This window comes from Mycobacterium cajalii (genome assembly GCF_045809005.2).
Taxonomy (GTDB): domain Bacteria; phylum Actinomycetota; class Actinomycetes; order Mycobacteriales; family Mycobacteriaceae; genus Mycobacterium.
In genome coordinates, this window is the sequence record NZ_CM141436.1 from 472,994 (window position 1) to 491,492 (window position 18,499).

16 protein-coding genes and 2 pseudogenes are annotated in these 18,499 nt (G+C 69.6%); 4 read left to right on the plus strand and 14 right to left on the minus strand.

Features of this window, described 5'->3' with window-relative positions; all coding sequences use genetic code 11:
- Window positions 1-14 precede the first annotated feature (14 nt).
- Window positions 15-503: a flavin reductase family protein gene (locus ACJ512_RS02275; protein WP_369741051.1), complete on the plus strand. Its 489-nt coding sequence runs from the start codon at window positions 15-17 to the stop codon at window positions 501-503.
- A 63-nt stretch (window positions 504-566) separates the two neighbouring features.
- On the opposite strand, the gene ACJ512_RS02280 is transcribed toward ACJ512_RS02275, so the two are convergent.
- The 5 genes from ACJ512_RS02280 to ACJ512_RS02300 all read right to left on the minus strand — a co-directional run bounded on the left by ACJ512_RS02280 (window position 567) and on the right by ACJ512_RS02300 (window position 5,079).
- Window positions 567-1,313 carry a succinate dehydrogenase/fumarate reductase iron-sulfur subunit gene (locus ACJ512_RS02280; RefSeq protein WP_407688257.1) on the minus strand — a complete coding sequence of 249 codons (747 nt, stop codon included), beginning with the start codon at window positions 1,311-1,313 and terminating at the stop codon, window positions 567-569.
- The gene (locus ACJ512_RS02285; protein ID WP_407688258.1) at window positions 1,314-3,245 is read right to left on the minus strand and encodes a fumarate reductase/succinate dehydrogenase flavoprotein subunit; all 1,932 of its coding nucleotides are present in this window, start codon (window positions 3,243-3,245) and stop codon (window positions 1,314-1,316) included.
- 43 nt (window positions 3,246-3,288) lie between these two features.
- Window positions 3,289-4,119 (minus strand): hypothetical protein, encoded by an 831-nt coding sequence (locus tag ACJ512_RS02290; protein WP_407688259.1) that lies wholly within the window; start codon window positions 4,117-4,119, stop codon window positions 3,289-3,291.
- Window positions 4,120-4,197: 78 nt separating this feature from the next.
- The gene (locus ACJ512_RS02295) at window positions 4,198-4,503 is read right to left on the minus strand and encodes a hypothetical protein (RefSeq protein WP_407688260.1); all 306 of its coding nucleotides are present in this window, start codon (window positions 4,501-4,503) and stop codon (window positions 4,198-4,200) included.
- A gap of 114 nt (window positions 4,504-4,617) precedes the next feature.
- On the minus strand, window positions 4,618-5,079 hold the full coding sequence (locus ACJ512_RS02300; protein ID WP_407688261.1) for an Hsp20/alpha crystallin family protein: 462 nt from the start codon (window positions 5,077-5,079) through the stop codon (window positions 4,618-4,620).
- Window positions 5,080-5,330: 251 nt separating this feature from the next.
- On the opposite strand from ACJ512_RS02300, the gene nirB reads away from it, so the two are divergent.
- Window positions 5,331-7,865, plus strand: a complete 2,535-nt coding sequence (nirB, locus tag ACJ512_RS02305; RefSeq protein WP_407688272.1) for a nitrite reductase large subunit NirB — start codon at window positions 5,331-5,333, stop codon at window positions 7,863-7,865.
- On the plus strand, window positions 7,862-8,230 hold the full coding sequence (nirD, locus tag ACJ512_RS02310; protein WP_407688262.1) for a nitrite reductase small subunit NirD: 369 nt from the start codon (window positions 7,862-7,864) through the stop codon (window positions 8,228-8,230). Before nirB ends, nirD begins: the two co-directional genes overlap by 4 nt.
- A 2-nt stretch (window positions 8,231-8,232) precedes the next feature.
- On the opposite strand, the gene ACJ512_RS02315 is transcribed toward nirD, so the two are convergent.
- From ACJ512_RS02315 to ACJ512_RS02350, 8 genes and pseudogenes are all read right to left on the minus strand, one after another.
- On the minus strand, window positions 8,233-8,685 hold the full coding sequence (locus ACJ512_RS02315) for a TetR/AcrR family transcriptional regulator (protein ID WP_407688263.1): 453 nt from the start codon (window positions 8,683-8,685) through the stop codon (window positions 8,233-8,235).
- Window positions 8,686-8,732: 47 nt separating this feature from the next.
- Complete coding sequence (locus ACJ512_RS02320; protein WP_407688264.1) at window positions 8,733-9,878, minus strand: uroporphyrinogen-III synthase; 1,146 nt, start codon at window positions 9,876-9,878, stop codon at window positions 8,733-8,735.
- Between the two features lie 16 nt (window positions 9,879-9,894).
- Window positions 9,895-11,313, minus strand: coding sequence for a nitrate/nitrite transporter (locus ACJ512_RS02325; RefSeq protein WP_407688265.1), 1,419 nt, complete (start codon window positions 11,311-11,313; stop codon window positions 9,895-9,897).
- A 512-nt stretch (window positions 11,314-11,825) separates the two neighbouring features.
- Window positions 11,826-12,211 (minus strand): annotated as a pseudogene (locus tag ACJ512_RS02330) (aminoglycoside 2'-N-acetyltransferase).
- A 25-nt stretch (window positions 12,212-12,236) separates the two neighbouring features.
- The gene (locus ACJ512_RS02335) at window positions 12,237-13,148 is read right to left on the minus strand and encodes a 5-oxoprolinase/urea amidolyase family protein (RefSeq protein ID WP_407688266.1); all 912 of its coding nucleotides are present in this window, start codon (window positions 13,146-13,148) and stop codon (window positions 12,237-12,239) included.
- Between the two features lie 14 nt (window positions 13,149-13,162).
- On the minus strand, window positions 13,163-13,825 hold the full coding sequence (locus tag ACJ512_RS02340; RefSeq protein ID WP_407688267.1) for a 5-oxoprolinase subunit B family protein: 663 nt from the start codon (window positions 13,823-13,825) through the stop codon (window positions 13,163-13,165).
- Window positions 13,826-13,925: 100 nt separating this feature from the next.
- Entirely contained in the window at window positions 13,926-14,924 is a 999-nt protein-coding gene (locus ACJ512_RS02345) for an ABC transporter substrate-binding protein (protein ID WP_407688268.1), read from the minus strand.
- Between the two features lie 72 nt (window positions 14,925-14,996).
- Window positions 14,997-16,213, minus strand: a pseudogene (locus ACJ512_RS02350) (DNA polymerase domain-containing protein).
- Window positions 16,214-16,270: 57 nt separating this feature from the next.
- On the opposite strand from ACJ512_RS02350, the gene fadD2 reads away from it, so the two are divergent.
- Window positions 16,271-17,950, plus strand: coding sequence for a long-chain-fatty-acid--CoA ligase FadD2 (gene fadD2 / locus ACJ512_RS02355; protein ID WP_407688269.1), 1,680 nt, complete (start codon window positions 16,271-16,273; stop codon window positions 17,948-17,950).
- A gap of 21 nt (window positions 17,951-17,971) precedes the next feature.
- On the opposite strand, the gene ACJ512_RS02360 is transcribed toward fadD2, so the two are convergent.
- On the minus strand, window positions 17,972-18,337 hold the full coding sequence (locus ACJ512_RS02360) for an ATPase (protein WP_407688270.1): 366 nt from the start codon (window positions 18,335-18,337) through the stop codon (window positions 17,972-17,974).
- Between the last annotated feature and the right edge of the window lie 162 nt (window positions 18,338-18,499).

Here is an 18,499-nt window from a genome sequence, read left to right on the forward strand (position 1 = left end):
CCGAGCGAAGGCCGATGAACTCGAACAACAAGCTGACCCCCACCTCGCTGCGCGAGGCGTTCGGCCATTTCCCGTGCGGAGTGGTCGCGATCGCGGCGCAGGTCGACGGCACCCGGGTGGGCCTGGCGGCCAGCACCTTCGTGCCGGTTTCGCTGGAGCCGCCGCTGGTCTCGTTCTGCGTGCAGAACACCTCGACCACCTGGCCCAAACTGCAGAGCGTGCCGATGCTGGGCATCAGCGTGCTGGGCGAGGCCCACGACGAGGCCGCGCGCACCCTGGCCGCCAAGACCGGCGACAGGTTCGCCGGCCTGGAAACGGTGTCCAACGACTCTGGCGCGGTGTTCATCAAGGGCACCGGCCTGTGGCTGGAGAGCGCGGTCGAGCAACTGGTCCCGGCCGGTGACCACACCATCGTGGTGCTGCGGGTCAACGAGGTGACCGTGGACGCCGAGGTGGCGCCCATCGTGTTCCACCGCAGCGGCTTCCGGCGGCTGGGCGCCTAGCTAGCCCGATGGTGGCGACCCGCTTCGCCCGGCTGCGCCGCGCTCGCGATCGCCACGAGCCCCTCAGCGGCGGAACAGCTTGTTACCCAGCCAGACGATCGGGTCGTACTTGCGGTCGGCGACGCGCTCCTTCATCGGGATCAGCGCGTTGTCGGTGATCTTGATGTTCTCCGGGCACACCTCGGTGCAGCACTTGGTGATGTTGCAGTAGCCGAGGCCGTGCTCCTCCTGCGCGTCGTTGCGCCGGTCCCGGGTGTCCAGCGGGTGCATCTCCAGCTCGGCGATGCGCATCAGGAATCGGGGCCCGGCGAAGGCCTTCTTGTTCTCCTCGTGGTCGCGGATCACGTGGCAGACGTTCTGGCACAGGAAGCACTCGATGCACTTGCGGAATTCCTGGGAGCGCGCCACGTCGGCTTGGTCCATCCGGTACTCGCCGGGCTGCAGATCCTTCGGCGGCGCGAAAGACGGTATCTCGCGGGCCTTCTCGTAGTTGAACGACACGTCGGTGACCAGGTCGCGCATGACGGGGAAGGTCCGCAGCGGCGTCACGGTGACCACCTCGTCCGCGGCGAACGTCGACATCCGGGTCATGCACATCAACCGCGGCTTGCCGTTGATCTCGGCGGAGCAGGAACCGCACTTGCCGGCCTTGCAGTTCCAGCGCACCGCGAGGTCGGGTGTCTGGGTCTGTTGCAGGCGGTGGATGATGTCGAGCACCACCTCGCCCTCGTTGACCTCGACCGTGAAGTCCTGCAGCGCGCCGCCGGCCTCGTCGCCACGCCACACCCGCAGGGTCGCGTTGTAGCTCATCTACTTCTCCGTCCTTGAGGTCCGTCCCGGATGCCCGGCCAGTTCGTCGTCGGTGAAGTACTTCTCCAGCTCGGAGATCTCGAAGAGCTCCATCAGGTCGGCACGCATCGGCACCTGATCCTCACGGGTGACCGTGATGTCGGGGATCACGTCGTCGCTGCCCGTAGCCGCGCGGCAGACCAGCAACACCTTGCGCCACGACGACTCCATCGACGGGTGGTCGTCGCGGGTGTGCCCGCCGCGGCTCTCGGTGCGCTCCAGCGCGGCCCTGGCGATGCACTCGCTGACCAGCAGCATGTTGCGCAGGTCGATGGCCAGGTTCCAGCCCGGGTTGTACCGGCGTTGCCCCTCGACGTGGATGTTCTTGAACCGGTCCCGCAGCTCGGCGAGCCGGTCCAGGGCCTCGGAGATCTCGTCCGCGTTGCGGATGATGCCGACCAGGTCGTTCATCGACTGCTGCAGCTCCAGCTGCAGGGTGTAGGGGTTCTCCGCCGCGGACTTGTCGGCGGGGCCCTCGAAGGGGGCCACCGCCCGCTGGGCGGCCGCGTCGAGCGTCTCCGGTGCGATCGCCGGGCGGCTGCTGAGCGCGCGCACGTAGTCGGCTGCGCCCAGGCCCGCCCGACGGCCGAAGACCAGCAGGTCCGACAGCGAGTTGCCGCCCAGCCGGTTGGAGCCGTGCATGCCGCCCGAGCACTCGCCGGCGGCGAACAGGCCCGCGACCGTGGCCGCACCCGTGTCCGCGTCGACCTCGATCCCGCCCATCACGTAGTGGCAGGTGGGTCCGACCTCCATCGGCTCCTTGGTGATGTCGACGCCGGCCAGTTCCATGAACTGGTGATACATCGACGGCAGCCGCCGCTTGATCTCCTCGGGCGTCAGCCGGGAGGCGATGTCCAGGTACACCCCGCCGTGCGGGCTCCCGCGCCCGGCCTTGACCTCGGAGTTGATGGCGCGGGCCACCTCGTCGCGGGGCAGCAGGTCGGGGGTGCGACGGGCGGAGTCGTTGTCCTTGAGCCACTGGTCCGCCTCCTGCTCGCTCTCGGCGTACTGGCCCTTGAAGACCGGGGGGATGTAGTCGAACATGAAGCGCTTGCCGTCGGAGTTCTTCAGCACCCCGCCGTCGCCGCGCACGCCCTCGGTGACCAGGATCCCCTTCACGCTCGGCGGCCACACCATGCCCGTCGGGTGGAACTGGACGAACTCCATGTTGATCAGCGACGCGCCGGCCCGCAGCGCCAGGGCGTGCCCGTCGCCGGTGTACTCCCAGGAGTTGGACGTCACCTTGAACGACTTGCCGATCCCGCCGGTGGCCATGACGATCGCGGGGGCCTCGAACACGATGAAGCGGCCGCTCTCGCGCCAGTAGCCGAACGCGCCGGCGATCCGGTCGCCGTCCTTGAGCAGCTCGGTGATCGTGCATTCGGCGAAGACCTTGATCCGCGCCTCGTAGTCGCCGAGCTCGGCGTAGTCGTCCTGCTGCAGCGAGACGATCTTCTGCTGCAGCGTGCGGATCAGCTCCAGCCCGGTGCGGTCGCCGACGTGCGCCAGGCGCGGATAGGTGTGCCCGCCGAAGTTGCGCTGGCTGATCTTGCCGTCCTTGGTGCGGTCGAACAGCGCGCCGTAGGTCTCCAGCTCCCAGACGCGGTCCGGGGCCTCCTTGGCGTGCAGCTCGGCCATCCGCCAGTTGTTGAGGAACTTCCCACCGCGCATGGTGTCGCCGAAGTGGGTCTTCCAGTTGTCCTTCGGGTTGGCGTTGCCCATCGAGGCCGCGCAGCCACCCTCGGCCATCACCGTGTGGGCCTTGCCGAACAGGGACTTGCACACCACCGCGACCTTCAGGCCGCGCTCGCGCGCTTCGATGACCGCCCGCAACCCGGAGCCGCCGGCACCGATGACGATGACGTCGTAGGAGTGCCGTTCGACCTCAACCATGGAACCTCACTCAGCCTTTTCTGGTTTTTCCTGAAATGGCTCTTCAGCCAACAAATCTCGGGTCAGGGATGGTGCCGCTGGCCACCAGCGCGATGTAGAAGTCGGTGAGCATCAGGGTGCCCAGCGTGATCCAGGCGAACTGCTTGTGCCGGGTGTTGATGTTGCTGACCTGGGTCCAGATCCAGTACCGCACAGGGTGCTTGGAGAAGTGCTTGAGCCGCCCGCCGGTCACGTGCCGGCACGAGTGGCAGGACAGCGTGTAGGTCCACAGCATGACGACGTTGCCGACCAGGACCAGGTTGCCCAGGCCGAAACCGAATCCGCCCGGCCCGTCCTCGGAATGGAAGGCGACGATGGCGTCGTAGGTGTTGATCACCGAGATGAGCGCGGCGACGTAGAAGAAGTACCGGTGACTGTTCTGGATGATCAGCGGGAGCCTGGTCTCGCCGGTGTAGTGGACGCGGGGCTCGGCCACCGCGCACGCGCTGGGCGACTGCCAGACCGTGCGGTAGTAGGCGCCGCGGTAGTAGTAGCACGTCAGCCGGAACAGCAGCAGGAACGGCAGCGTCAGGGCCGCATACGGCAGCCACCACACGTCCGGCAGGATCTGCGGCCAGAACTCGCTGGCCTCCTTGGCGCAACCGGTGCTGACGCACGGTGAGTAGAACGGCGTCAGGTAGTGGTATTTCGGCACGAAGTAGTTGTCCTGCATGAACGCGCGCACCGTCGCGTAGATGAGGAATGCCGCGAACCCCAGGTCGATCCGCAGCGGCGACATCCACCACCGATCGGTGCGGAGGGTCCGTTGCGGGATGCGGGCGCGCGTGGGTGAAAAGACACCCGACGCAGGACGGTTCGCCGTGGGTGCGCTCATCTAGTGTTCCTCTTCGAACGGGCTGTTGGTCGAAGGGTACACAGAGAGCCCCCCCTGGTTTGCAGAGGGTTTCGGTTGTCAGTACCTGCTGTGGCCCCCGACACCCTCGTCGTCGGCGTCGCGCCAGAACTCGCTGTCGTACGGGGTGTCGGGGATGACGATCTTTTCGCCGGGCCGCCGCACCGGGGCGCGCGCCAGATCCAGTTCGGACACGTCGTTGTCGAGCAGGTCGACGTCGGTCAGGATCCGGTCGGCGTCGATGACGATGCGGCGCAGCGCCGGGCTGTCGCCGTATCGCGCCTTCAGGGAGCCCACGCAGCGCCGCAAGCCGCCGATGAGGTCGTGCAGTTCGGCGAGCTCGGTGGCGCCGGTCGTGCTCGTCAACGAATCTCCCAGGGCAGGCGGTGTTGTGGATCACACTACGCCCCCGGCGCCGGCGGGGCGGCGCGCGGTGAATCCGGCGGAGCCGCCCGTGCCCCGCCGGATTCGCCCGGGCTGTTACTTGGCGATCGCGATGCGCTGCGGCTGGGTTCCGGCCCGATCCTTGTAGACGCCGGCGACTCGCACCGTCAGCACGCCCGCGTCGTACGAGGCCGAGACGGCCTCGCTGGTCACGTGGGCGGGTAGCTGGAACGTGCGGCGGAACGCGCCGTAGCGAATCTCACGCAAGGTGCGGCCCTCCTGCTCGTCGGCGCGCTCGTCGCGGTGTTCGCCGTGGATCACCAGGCGGCCGCGCTCCACCTCGACGTTGACGTCCTTCTCGACGTCGACACCGGGCAGTTCGACGCGGACCACCGCGTCGTCGCCGTCCTTGACGATCTCGGCCGCGGGCCGGAAACCGCCGTCCGTCGGCTCCTTCGCGGGCTTGTACCAGTCCGTTGCCGCTGCGGGCCCGAAGAAGTCGCGGAACCACCGGTCGGTGTCCCACGCCGGTCGCGACCACAATGCGAGGTTGCTCATCGGCATCTCCTTACGCTTCCTTGTGAGTTGGCTGTGACCGGCGCGGTGGCGGCCGGCTACCTCTACAAACATGAGCCGACCACGCTTAAGTTCCACCTGCGCGTTCGCCGTGAGCGAACCGCCTCACGCGCTGCGTTTTTCCGTGTGAGCCAGTCGTGATCTGTGCGTAACACACGGCGACGGGCCCTTAATCAGCCGCCGGTACGCTCAAATCCGTGACTGCTGAGGGGATTTCGCGCGCGAACTGTGCGATGTGTCACATTGTCGTGGTGGGGCATGGCATGGTGGGCCATCGGTTCGTCGAGGCGCTGCGCGCCCGCGACAGCGAAGGCGCGTGGCGCGTCACCGTGCTCGCCGAGGAGCCCGACGCGGCCTACGACCGCGTGGGGCTGACCTCCTACACCGAGAGCTGGGACCGTAACCTGCTGGCGCTGCCGGGTAACGACTACGCCGGCGACGAGCGGGTTCGGCTGCTGCTGAACGCCCGCGTCGTCGACATCGACCCGGCGGGCAAGTCGGTGGTGACCGCCGACGGGCAACGCCACGCCTACGACAAGCTGGTGCTGGCCACCGGGTCGTATGCGTTCGTTCCGCCCGTGCCCGGCCACGACCTGCCCGCGTGCCACGTCTATCGCACCCTCGACGATCTCGACGCCATCCGCGCCGGCGCACAGCGCACGATCGAGGGTGGCCACGCCCGCGCGGGGGTGGTCGTCGGCGGCGGCCTGCTGGGGCTCGAGGCCGCTAATGCGCTGCGCCAGTTCGGGTTACAGACCCACGTCGTCGAGATGATGCCGCGTCTGATGGCCCAGCAGATCGACGAGGCCGGGGGAGCGCTGCTCGCCAGGATGGTCGGCGACCTGGGGATCTCGGTGCACGTCGGCACCGGCACCGAGTCGATCGAACCCGTGGAGAACTCGGTGCGGGTGCGCCTGACGGACGGCGACATCATCGACGCGGGCCTGGTGATCTTCGCGGCGGGCATCCGGCCCCGTGACGAGCTGGCGGCGGCCGCGGGCCTGACGCTCGCCGAGCGGGGCGGCGTGCTCACCGATTTGTCGTGCCGCACAAGCGATCCCGACATCTACGCGGTGGGAGAGGTCGCCGCGATCGGGGGCCGCTGTTACGGGCTCGTCGGTCCCGGCTACACCTCCGCCGAGGTGGTGGCGGACCGGCTGCTGGGCGGATCCGCGGAATTCGGCGAAGCGGACATGTCCACCAAACTCAAGCTGCTGGGCGTCGACGTGGCCAGCTTCGGCGACGCGATGGGCGCGACGCAGAACTGCCTCGAGGTCGCCGTCAACGACGCCGTGAAGCGGACCTACGCCAAGCTGGTGCTCTCCGATGACGCCAAGACCCTGCTCGGCGGGGTGCTGGTGGGCGACGCGTCGTCCTACGGGGTGTTGCGTCCGATGGTGGGCAGCGAGCTGCCCGGCGACCCGCTGGGGCTGATCGCACCCGCCCAATCCGACAGTGGCGCTTCGGCTCTGGGTGTCGGGGCGCTGCCGGACTCGGCGCAGATCTGCTCCTGCAACAACGTCACCAAGGGCGACCTGAAGTGTGCGATCGCCGACGGCTGCGCCGACGTCGCGGCACTCAAGTCGTGCACGGCGGCCGGCACCTCGTGCGGCTCGTGCGTGCCGCTGCTCAAGCAGCTGCTGGAGGCCGAAGGCGTCGAGCAGTCCAAGGCGCTGTGCGAGCACTTCGACCAGTCGCGGGCGGAGCTGTTCGAGGTCATCTCGGCCACCGAGATCCGCACCTTCTCGGGCCTGCTGGAGCGCTACGGCCGCGGAAAGGGTTGCGACATCTGCAAACCCGTGGTCGCCTCCATCCTCGCCTCCACCGGCTCAGAGCACATTCTCTCCGGCGAGCAGGCCGCGCTGCAGGACTCCAACGACCACTTCCTGGCCAACATCCAGAAGAACGGCAGCTACTCGGTGGTGCCGCGGGTGCCCGGCGGGGACATCAAACCCGAGCACCTGATCCTGATCGGCCAGATAGCGCAGGATTTCGGGCTCTACACCAAGATCACCGGTGGCCAGCGCATCGACATGTTCGGGGCGCGGGTGGAACAGCTGCCGGAGATCTGGCGCCGCCTCGTCGAGGGCGGCATGGAGTCCGGCCACGCCTACGGCAAGGCGCTGCGCACCGTGAAGAGCTGCGTGGGCACCGACTGGTGCCGTTACGGCCAGCAGGATTCGGTGCAGCTGGCCATCGACCTGGAACTGCGCTACCGCGGCCTGCGGGCGCCGCACAAGATCAAGATGGGCGTCTCGGGCTGCGCGCGGGAGTGCGCCGAGGCGCGCGGCAAGGACGTGGGCGTCATCGCCACCGAAAAGGGCTGGAACCTCTACGTCGGCGGCAACGGCGGCATGACCCCCAAGCACGCGCAGCTGCTGGCCGCCGACCTGGACACCGAGACGCTCGTCCGCTACATCGACCGGTTCCTCATGTACTACATCCGCACCGCCGACCGGCTGCAGCGCACCGCGCCGTGGGTCGACTCGATCGAGGGCGGCCTGGACCACGTGCGCGAGGTCGTCTGCGAGGACTCGCTGGGTCTGGCCGAGGAATTCGAGGCCGCGATGCGGCGCCACGTGCAGAACTACCGATGCGAATGGAAGGGCGTGCTGGAGGACCCGGACAAGCTGTCGCGGTTCGTGTCCTTCGTCAACGCCCCGGACGCCGTCGACCCGACCGTGACGTTCACCGAGCATGCGGGACGCAAGATCCCCGTGTCCATCGGAATGCCCCGGGTCCGCGACTCGATTCAGGAGGAATCGTGACGTTAGTCAACGATATTCAGGACATTCAGGTGTGGACGACCGCCTGCGCCTACGACCATCTCATTCCCGGCCGGGGCGTCGGCGTGCTGCTCGACGACGGCACGCAGGCGGCGCTGTTCCGGCTGGACGACGGGTCGGTGCGCGCGATCGGCAACCTCGACCCGTTCTCCGGTGCGGCGGTGCTGTCCCGCGGGCTCGTCGGCGACCGCGACGACCGTACGATCGTCCAATCGCCCATCCTGAAGCAGGCTTTCGCGCTCGACGACGGGACTTGCCTTGACCACCCGGACGTTTCGGTACCGGTCTACCCGGTGCGCGTCACGCCCGGTGGTTCCGTCGAGATCGGGCGGCCCGCCACCGCGTAGCCTCACCGGGTGATGTCACCGACCAGGTAGCGCTGCAACGTCGGGCCGATGGCGTCCACGAGGGCGTCCACCGACATCGAATGCAGCGGTTCGGAACGCAGGCCGTAGCGCATGATGCCCAGGCCCACGAGCTGAGAGGCGCACAGCGACGCGCGCAGTGCCACCTTGTCCGCCCCCAGTGCTCTGAGCAGCGGGCCGAACACCGGGCCGATGAACATGCCCTCGACGATCTCGGCGGTCTTGGCCATCCCCGTGGACGCGACCGCGCCGGCCGCGAAGGGGCCGCCGCCGGCGGCGTCCCACGTGGTGATCAGCATGCGCAGGGTCCGGCGGCCCACCTGCTGGATGCTTCCGGTGACGATGCGGTCGACGAACTCCGGTGTGGCGAAGGGCAGATGCAGCATCTTGGCGACCGGATCGAAGATCCCGTGCGACGGGTCTTCGCGGCGGGGCATGCTGCCAGGATCACCCGGTCCGAATCAAGAATCAAGCACCGCCGGGCTCAGCCCGGTGGCCCCGGTGGGTCGTCGAGCGCGAGCCGGTAGCCGCGCTTGACGACCGTTGCGACGATGTTCTTGTCGCCCAAGGCGGTTCGCAGTCGGAGCACCGCCGTGTCGACGGCGTGCGGGTCGTTGCTGTTGCCGGGCAGAACGCTCAGCAGGTCGGCGCGCGCGACGACGTCGCCGGGACGCTGCGCCAGCGCGCGCAGGGTCGCCATACCGGCCCTCGACAGGGATTTGACCGAACCGTCCACCACCACGCAGGTCCCGCGGATCTCGATCTGGTGCCCGGCGGCCCGGATGCTGCACGAGCGCCGCGACGGGAGCTCCTGGGCGATGTGCCGGGCGAGCGCCCCCAGCCGCATCCGGTCGGGTGAGGAGGTGGGGACTCCGGCCCGGGTCAGGGGCTGCGCGGTCACCGGACCCACGCACATCGCGTGCACGTCGGTGCGCAGCGCGGCCAACAGTTGGTCCTCGATGTCCAGCTCGCGGCTGCGTTCCAGCATTGCCGCCGCGGCCGGTGCGGAGGTGAAGCTGACCGCGTCGAACTGGCGTCTGGCGACGGCGGTGAGCAGTTGGTCGAATTCGCCGCCGACCGGTGTCGGCTTCCAGCGGTACACGTGGATGGGCACCACCTCGGCGCCCGCCGAGCGCAGCTCGTCGAGGAACCCGGGATGGGGGTCCCAGCCCTCGGCCGCGCCGTGCAACTGGACGGCGATCCGCTTGCCGGACACGCCGGATTCGAGCAGGTATTTCAGAACCTCGCGCGACGACTCGGATTTCGGTGACCACTCCTCGGGCAGGCCGGCCGCGCGCAGCGCCCCGGTCGCCTTCGGTCCGCGCGCGACGATGCGTGCCCGCGAAAGCGCGGTGACGAGCTGGTTGGCCACGCCCCAGCCGTCAGCCGCGGCCATCCAGCCGCGGAAGCCGATTCCGGTGTGCGCCAACACGATATCGGGCGGCCGGTCGATCAGGGAGGTGGTGTTGCGGTACAACTCGTCGTCGTCGGGCAGGGCGATCATGTCGATGGCCGCGGCGCTGAAGACCTCGGCACCGTTGCGGCGCAGCAATGCACACAGCTCCTCGGCGCGGTTGGCCGAGGTCACCGCAATCCGGTAGCCGGTCAGTGGCGCAGAGGCGGCGCTCACCGGCACCGTCGCACGGTCACACCCGGGCCGGTTCGGTGTGGGGCCGGGTCTGGGCACCGGGGCCGGCCGTGGTCGCGGCCGCCGAGGCCGGGCGGCGGACGTACCTCGACCAGGTCATCGCCGCGGCGGCCGCGTAGAACAGCAGAAACGCCCAGTACGCTAGCGTGTCGGTGCCGGTGCTCAGGTAGGACTGGCGCAGCGCGAGGTTGATCGCGACGCCGCCGAGCGCGCCGAACGCGGCGACGAACCCGATCACCGCCCCCGACGTGGCCTGCGACCAGCGGCGCCGGTCATCCTCGGCGAGCCGGAGCCGGTGGCTGCGCGACTCGAAGACCGAGGGGATCATCTTGTAGACCGATCCGTTGCCCAGCCCGGCCAGGATGAACAGGGCCATGAACCCGCAGACGTAGCCGGCCATGGTGGCCGCGCTGGTCAGCCCGTGGGCGTGGTCCTCGTGCGTGCTGACGGCGACCAAGAACGCGGTGACGAGGCCCATCGTGGTCAGGACGGCCAGGGTGACGCGGCTGCCGCCGACGCGATCGGCCAACCGGCCGCCGTAGATGCGGGCCAGCGACCCCAGCGCCGGGCCGATGAACGCGAACTCGGCGGCGTGCAGCGCGGCCTGCGCGTGGCTCTGCCCGGTGCCGACGAAGTTGATCTGCAGGACCTGGCCGAACGCGAACGAGAACCCGATCCAGGAGCCGAAGGTGCCCAGGTAGAGCAGTGCGAGTACCCAGGTGTCGCGCTCGCGCAGGATCGAGCGCAAATGGCTCGTGTCGTACGTCGCGTGATCGAGGTTGTCCATGTAGCGGGCCGCACCCACGGCGACCACCGTGAGCAGTAACAGGTAGAGCCCGCACACCCAGTACGGTTCGTCGCGGCCGGCCACGGCGAGCACCAGCATCCCCACCAGCTGGATCATCGGCACCCCGAGGTTGCCGGCACCGGCGTTGAACCCGAGCGCGAAGCCCTTGCGCCGGTGCGGATACAGCGCGTTGGTGTTGGTCATCGACGCCGCGTAGTTGGCGCCGCCCAGCCCGGTCAGCGCGGCGCACGCCAGGTACATCCAGAAGGGCAGCCCCGGGTTGGCCATCAGCCAGATCGTGCCGATGGTGGGAACGATCAGCGCCACGATCGAGAAGACGGTCCAGTTGCGGCCGCCGAACGTGGCGATGCCCAGCGAGTAGGGGATGCGCAGGCACGCGGCGACGAGGGTGGCGGTGGCGCCGAGCAGGAATTTGTCGGCCAGGGAGAAGCCGTACACGTCCTGGGGCAGGAACAGCGCCATCACCGGCCACAGCGTCCAGACCCCGAAGGCGATGTGGTCGCAGGCGATCATCCAGAGCAGGTTGCGCCGGGCGATCTTGTTGTTGCCGGCCTCCCAGGCCGCACCGTCCTCCGGATTCCAGTCCGTGATCCGATGGTTGCGGCCCATGCGCTCTGTACCTTTCGTAGACAGGGTTGGCCCCTGGGGCAGCCGTGTCGCGATGAAGCCCGCAGCGGCGCGGTGTGGACCCGCGTGCGGGAGCCGTGTGGGCACCCCGGACGAAGAGGCATGCCCTGCCGTGTCTTTCGATGCTCACACTGAGAACGGAAGCGCGTCAACTTGATCCGGTCGATATCGCCTGTCAGTTGTATCCCAGTTATCTGGCAAATCGCTGAGGGGCGTTGTGGCTGTGATGTCCGTCTCCGCCAAGCGGTTTCGGTGCCACACCGGTGTGGGGAGTGCGGTCGCCCACGGCGAATCCGTGTGGCGGGCAGCGCAACAACGGCGCGGACGGCGAATCCCCGGTGGCAGGCGGCGACGTCGACAAGCGGGCCGCCGCGGCGGCAAAGGCCGTTGCGGGCCCGGGGTTGCCGGTGGGCCGGCGGCTCGACGGTGCGCGATGCCGGCCCGGCCACGCCGCGCAGCGAACAACGCTGCGCGGCAGAGAGCCCGGCGCCGACCTACCAGACGTCCCCTACGCGCCAGTCGCACATCAGGGGTTCGGAGGTGTCCGGCCTCAGCCCGACCGGCAGCACGAAGACGACGCCGTCGGCGTCGGGCGTGGGGGCCGGGCCGGTGGGTGCCGGCACCGACGTCGGCCCCCGCCAGCGCAGCCAGCCCCGGGAGGTGAACAGCCCGCGGCCGCGCCCAGCCCTGCCCGCGGCAGTCCTCCCGCAGCGCCGTGATGCCAGATCAGGGCGTGCATGCCGCCCAGCGAGTGGTCCCAGTCATCCTCGGTGAAGTTCCCCACGAATGCCGCGGTGACCATCTCGCGAAGGTGCTGCCGGGTCTCGTTGTCGAGATCGGCGGTATGGACCAGGCGGGCGGTGTGAACCCGGGCTCGCACAGCCGCAAAGTCTACGGAGAGATGTCTACGAAAAGAGGGCAACACCCGTGCGCGGCCCGGCGCCCAGCGGAGACCGGGACCGCGTCCAGTGCAGCCGCACGCGCTGGCCGGGCCGCACCTGGGCGACCTTGTCCATGTCCTCGGCGGTCAGCACCCCGACGACCGGGTAACCTCCGGTGACCGGGTGGTCGGGACCCAGGATCACCGGTAAACCGTTGGGCGGCACCTGAATCGCTCCGCGGCCTGCGCCCTCGCTGGGGAGCTGCCGGTCCGGGAAGTGGTATTGCAGGGGCCGCCCGACCAGCCGCATCCCCACCCGGTCGCTGTGGTCGGACGCCACCCAGTCGCCGTGTACCAGGACGTCGGGGTCGACGAACCAGTCGTCGCGCGGCCCGGGCACGACCGACAGCTCGACCACCTCGCCCGTGAGCGCGGCGACCGGGGCCTGGTCGAGTTCCGGATAGTCGGTGGTGTGCTCGCCGACCGGCAGGCGATCCCCGGGCCGGAGCGGGGACGGCCCGATCGCCGACATGACGTCGTAGCTGCGGGAGCCCAGCACCGGCTCCACACAGACGCCGCCACGCACCGCGACGTAGCTGCGCAGCCCGGCGCGCGGCACGCCCAAAGCGATCACCTGGCCGTCGCGAACGCGGTGAATGCTGTTGGTGCCGAACTTGATTCCGTTGACGGTCGGGTCGGTGTCGGCGCCCGTCACCGCGATGTCGACGTCGCCGCCGCGGACGCGCGCCGAGAAGCCGCCGAACGTCACTTCGACGGTGGCGCGGTCGTCGGGGTTGGCGACCAGGCGGTTGGCCAGCTTGTGCGCTCGGCGGTCGGCCGCCCCGGAACCGCTGACGCCGAGGTGCGCCAGCCCGGTCCGGCCGAGGTCCTGGATGACGGCGAACGGCCCGGTGCGCAGGATTTCCAGCGTGATCATGGCTCGGTTGCTCCTCACACGGCGCGGAACTGGACCCACATGCCCTGCGTCAGCAGCGCCGGGCTGGGCCGGTCGAGATCCCACAGGGGGGCGTCGGTGTGGCCGATGAGTTGCCACCCGCCCGGCGACTGCCGGGGATAGATCGCGCTGAACTCGCCGGCGAGGGCGACGGCACCGGCCGGCACCGAGGTGCGCGGCTCCGGACGCCGGGGCACCCGCAGCCGCGGGTCGCCGCCGAGGAGGTAGGCGAAACCCGGTGCGAAGCCACTGAATCCGACTTGCCACACGGTCGAGGTGTGGGCCTCGACCACCGCGTCGGGGGTCAGTCCGGTCAGGCCGGCGACCTCGTCGAGGTCCGGGCCGTCGTAGACCACGCCGATCACCGCGTCGGGGCCGCGGTCCGCCGGGGCGGCGGGGGCGGCGCCGACCCGCATCGTGCGCAGCCGCCGGCGCACGACGCCCTGGCGGCGGGGCCCTTCGAGTTTCACCAACACCGTGCGCGCCGCGGGAACGATGTCGACCACGCCCGGCAGTGCGGCGGCCCGCAGCGCCGCGACCCATGCCAGGACGTCGGCGGTGTTGCCGCACTGCACCATCAGCGCGTGGTCGCCGTAGTCGAGAACGGTGTTGCCGACCAGGTCCGTCGGCAGGTCCGTGGGGAGATCCGTCACGCTCATTACTCGACGGTAACCCCACATCCACCTGCGGACGAGTGATTTTCGAACACTGCCAGAGGTGCCTTACCGAACGCTCAAAAGACGCGCCGCCGGGCGCAGTTCAGCCGAGGATCCTGCCGATTTGCGGGGGCAGCTGCTCGGCGACCACCGGGTAGCTGAGCGTCGACGAGAAGGCGATCGCGCCGGCCTGCTCCTTGGAGGTGAAGACGTGGCGATGCTGCGCGGTCGCCTGAGATGCGGCCACCTCCGGGTCGGCCAACAGCGCCTGTTGGTCCTCCGGGCTCTCGGTCGCCCAGATCACCACGTCCGCGGAATCGAGCACCGCTTTGATGTGGTCGCGCGGGATGACGGCGCGGTAGCCGCTGCCGAAGGGTTTGATGCTGTCGGGGACGACCAGGCCCATGGCGGTCAAGAAGTCGGTCCGCCAGCCCGCCGTCGTGGCGACCACGGTGCCCTGCCACAGCCTGCCGTGCATCAGCAGGACCTTCTTGTCCTTCCAGCGCGGGTTCTGCTGGGCGACGGCGGAGAACTTCGCATCGACGCCGTCGACGAGCGACTTCATCCGCTCCGCCTGGAACACCGCCTGGCCGATCGCAGCGGCCTGGACCCGCCACGGCTCGAAGAACGCGTCGCCGCCGGCCTGCGGCAGGGTGGGGGCGATCGCCGTCAGCTTCTGGTAGGTGTCCGCGTCGACTCCGGCGTTGATGGCCACGATGAGGTCGGGTTTGAGCTTGGCGATCCGGTCGACCTGGATCCCGTTGTCGAGGCTCAGCACCACCGGTTGCGCCGGGCCCAGCTTCGGCCGGGCCCACGGCCACACCGCGAACGGCTCGTCGCCGAACCAGTTGGTCACGGCGACGGGCACGACGCCGACCGCGAGCAGGTCGTCCTGCTCGGTGTAGCCGGCACTGACCACGCGCTTGGGCGGCTCCTTGACGACCGTCTCGCCGAAGAGGTGTTTGATCGTCACCGACCCCCCGCCGGCGGGGCCCGGGGCCGGTTTGCGTGACGAGCACGCGGGCGACGCGCCGGTGACGGCGGCGGCCCCGGTGGCGCCTGCGAGCTGCAAGAATCGCCGTCGATTCCATCCCTGTCGCACCGCGTGAGAGTATCGCGTCCCCGTCCGGGTGCCGCGTCGTCGCGGCCCGCCCGCGATGGCGCGCCACGGCGTCTAGCGGTCCCGGCGGGTGTCCCAGGGGGAGTAGTCCGCGATCAGCTCCTCCTGCGCCGGCCGCTCGTCCACGGGAACGTGCTGCAGGTTGATCCGGATGCGGTACCAGATCGAGCTCGGCCCCCGCATGCCGTCGACGAGGACGTCGGCCGGCGCCAGCAGTTCGGCCGCGGCCGGATGCCGGTCGCGCCAGGCGTCCAGCGCGGCCAGCGCCTCGTCCCTGGTTTTGGTGCGCGCGACCTCTATGAGCGGGGCCGTCTTCTTCGCGCCCTTCGGGGCGCGCTCGGGCGGTCCCAGTTCCTCGGCCAGCATCAACAGGCGGTCCAGGTCGCCGGGCGCGTCGTCCATGCCGGCCCAGGGATCCCCCGAGCCGGCGAAGCGGCCGGGCACGGTGTCGACGGTGAAGGACCCCGGGTCGCAGTCGGCGACCTCGTCCCAGTGCAGCGGGGTCGACACCCGGGCGTCCGGCGTCGCCCGCACCGAATACGCCGACGCGACCGTGCGGTCCTTGGCGTTCTGGTTGAAGTCGACGAACACCCCCTGGCGTTCCTCCTTCCACCAGCGGCTGGTGGCCGCGTCGGGCACCCGCCGCTCGACCTCGCGCGCCACGGTCTGCGCGGCCAGGCGCACCTGCCGGAAGCCCCAGCGGGGGAGATCCGCGCGTAGATGTGAAAGCCCCGCGACCCCGACGTCTTCGGCCACGCGACCAGGCCGTGGTCCTCGAGCACCTCGCGGGCCGCGAACGCGACGTCGACGATCTGGCCCCAGCCGACCCCCGGCATCGGATCGAGGTCGACCCGCAGCTCGTCGGGATGGTCGAGGTCGCCGGCGAGCACCGGATGCGGGTTGAGGTCGATGCACCCCAGGTTGACCACCCAGGCCAGCCCGGCCGCGTCGTGGATCACCGCCTCGGCGGCGGACGTGCCCCGCGCGTAGCGAAGTTCGGCGACGTCGACCCAGTCCGGGCGGTTCTTCGGCGCGCGCTTCTGGAACACCGCCTCGGTGGAGATGCCCTTGACGAAGCGTTTCAAGATCATCGGGCGGCCCGCCACACCGCGCAGCGCGCCCTCCGACACCGACAGGTAGTAGCGGACCAGGTCGAGCTTGGTGTGGGGCGGCCGGCCGTCGTGGGCGGGAAAGACCACCCTGTCCGGATGGGTGACGGCGACCTCGCGTCCGGCCACCTCCAGCGAAACCGGACCGGACATGCGGTCCATGCTAATTCGGCGGGATTTTCCGGTCGCATTGCGACGGGCGTCACATATGGTGAGGGCATGCCTAATCTCCTCGGCCTGCCCGGGCAAACCGTGGCGAAAGTCCAGCAGTACCTCGAGCGCGGCTCAGCCGAACTGCACTACCTGCGCCGCATCATCGAGTCGGGGGCGTTTCGGCTGGAACCGCCGCAGAACTACGCCGCGATGGCCGCCGACATCTACAAGTGGGGCGAGTTCGGCATGCTGCCGTCGCTCAACGCCAGGCGCACGCCCGACCGCGCCGCGTGCATCGACGAAGACGGCGAGTTCACCTACCGCGAGCTCGACGAGGCGGCCCACGCCGTGGCCAACGGCCTGATCGGCAAGGGCGTCAAGGCCGGCGACGGTGTGGCCGTGCTGGCCCGCAACCACCGGTGGTTCCTGATCGCCTACTTCGGGTGTGCCCGGGTGGGCGCCCGCATCATCCTGCTCAACAGCGAGTTCTCCGGGCCGCAGATCAAAGAGGTGTCCGAGCGCGAGGGCGCCAAGGTCATCATCTACGACGACGAGTACACCAACGCCGTCAGCAAGGCCGAGCCGCCGCTGGGCAAGATACGGGCGCTGGGGGTCAACCCGGACGCCGACGAGCCGTCCGGCAGCACCGACGAAACCCTGGCCGACCTCATCGCGCGCAGCAGCAAATCGCCCGCCCCGAAGGCGGGCAAGCACGCGTCGATCATCATCCTGACCAGCGGGACGACCGGCACGCCCAAGGGCGCCAACCGCAGCACCCCGCCGACGCTGGCGCCGATCGGCGGCATCCTGTCGCACGTGCCGTTCAAGGCGGGCGAGGTGACCTCGCTGCCCGCGCCGATGTTCCACGCGCTCGGCTTTCTGCACGGCACCATCGCGATGTTCCTGGGGTCGACGCTGGTGCTGCGGCGAAAGTTCAAGCCGCCGCTGGTGCTCGAGGACATCGAGAAGCACAAGGTGACCGCCATGGTGGTGGTCCCGGTGATGCTGTCGCGCATCCTGGACACCGTCGAGAAGATGGACACCAAGCCCGACCTGTCCAGCCTGCGGATCGTGTTCGTCTCCGGATCGCAACTGGGCGCCGAGCTGGCGGCCCGGGCGCTGAAGGACCTGGGCCCGGTCGTCTACAACATGTACGGCTCCACCGAGATCGCGTTCGCCACGATCGCCGGCCCGCACGACCTGGAACGCAACGCGGCGACGGTCGGTCCGGTCGTCAAGGGCGTGAAGGTCAAGATCTTCGACGACAACGGCAAGCAGCTGCCGCGGGGTGAGGTCGGCAGGATCTTCGTCGGCAACACCTTCCCGTTCTCGGGCTACACCGGCGGCGGGAACAAGCAGATCATCGACGGGCTGCTGTCGTCGGGAGACGTCGGCTACTTCGACGAGTACGGCCTGCTGTACGTCAGCGGGCGCGACGACGAGATGATCGTCTCCGGGGGAGAGAACGTCTTCCCCGCCGAGGTCGAGGACCTGATCAGCGGGCACCCCGACGTGGTGGAGGCGACGGCGATCGGCGTCGAGGACAAGGAGTGGGGGCACCGGCTGCGCGCCTTCGTGGTCAAGAAGGACGGCGCTCAGGTCGACGAGGACGCCATCAAGGGATACGTGCGCGACCACCTGGCGCGCTACAAGGTGCCGCGCGAAGTGATCTTCCTCGAGGAGCTGCCGCGCAACCCGACGGGCAAGATCCTCAAGCGCGAGCTGCGCGAGCTGCAGGTCGACTGAGGAGTCCCCGCAGCCGCGGCGTCAGCGCCGCTCCTGGATGGCGCGGGTGATCTGGGCCGTGAGCTGGGGGTCGGCCAGCAGTTGGTCGATCAGCGCGGAGATGACCTCTTGTCCGGTGACGCGGGCGACGCCCAGCCGGTCGGCCGCTTCGCGCTGCCAGATGTCGAGGGCGCGGTGGGTGGCCGCCGGCAGGTCGACGGTGCGGCGGGTCCGGCGGCCGCGTGACGGCTGCTCGGCCGCCGGTGGGGTGGCCGCGCGCTGGGGGCGCCGCGGCCGGAAGCCGGTGATGCGCTCGGTGGGCGCGGCGTCGGAGGGGGATGCGGCGCCCGGCGGCGGGGCGCGGAAGGTTCCGCCACCGGGTCCGACGTGGCCTGGGTTGAGGTTCACTGCGGCGATCGTCCTCCCATGAGTGGCCAATCCAATCGACACTACGGTCAGTCGATACTGATTCTCTCACCGATCACCGCGCGAGTCGCGCCCCGGCGGGCAAACCGTCCACACAGCGAAAAGGCGGCGACCGGAGGCCGTCGAATTCGCAATGCCGAATAG

Excerpts from the sequence above, each read along its gene's own strand:
- ACJ512_RS02335 (WP_407688266.1), bottom strand. The coding sequence starts at position 13,148 with ATGATCACGCTGGAAATCCTGCGCACCGGGCCGTTCGCCGTCATCCAG.
- ACJ512_RS02340 (WP_407688267.1), bottom strand. The coding sequence starts at position 13,825 with ATGAGCGTGACGGATCTCCCCACGGACCTGCCGACGGACCTGGTCGGC.
- ACJ512_RS02300 (WP_407688261.1), bottom strand. The coding sequence starts at position 5,079 with ATGAGCAACCTCGCATTGTGGTCGCGACCGGCGTGGGACACCGACCGG.
- nirB (WP_407688272.1), top strand. The coding sequence starts at position 5,331 with ATGTGTCACATTGTCGTGGTGGGGCATGGCATGGTGGGCCATCGGTTC.
- ACJ512_RS02280 (WP_407688257.1), bottom strand. The coding sequence starts at position 1,313 with ATGAGCTACAACGCGACCCTGCGGGTGTGGCGTGGCGACGAGGCCGGC.
- ACJ512_RS02285 (WP_407688258.1), bottom strand. The coding sequence starts at position 3,245 with ATGGTTGAGGTCGAACGGCACTCCTACGACGTCATCGTCATCGGTGCC.
- fadD2 (WP_407688269.1), top strand. The coding sequence starts at position 16,271 with ATGCCTAATCTCCTCGGCCTGCCCGGGCAAACCGTGGCGAAAGTCCAG.
- ACJ512_RS02315 (WP_407688263.1), bottom strand. The coding sequence starts at position 8,685 with ATGCCCCGCCGCGAAGACCCGTCGCACGGGATCTTCGATCCGGTCGCC.
- ACJ512_RS02290 (WP_407688259.1), bottom strand. The coding sequence starts at position 4,119 with ATGAGCGCACCCACGGCGAACCGTCCTGCGTCGGGTGTCTTTTCACCC.
- ACJ512_RS02275 (WP_369741051.1), top strand. The coding sequence starts at position 15 with ATGAACTCGAACAACAAGCTGACCCCCACCTCGCTGCGCGAGGCGTTC.
- ACJ512_RS02325 (WP_407688265.1), bottom strand. The coding sequence starts at position 11,313 with ATGGGCCGCAACCATCGGATCACGGACTGGAATCCGGAGGACGGTGCG.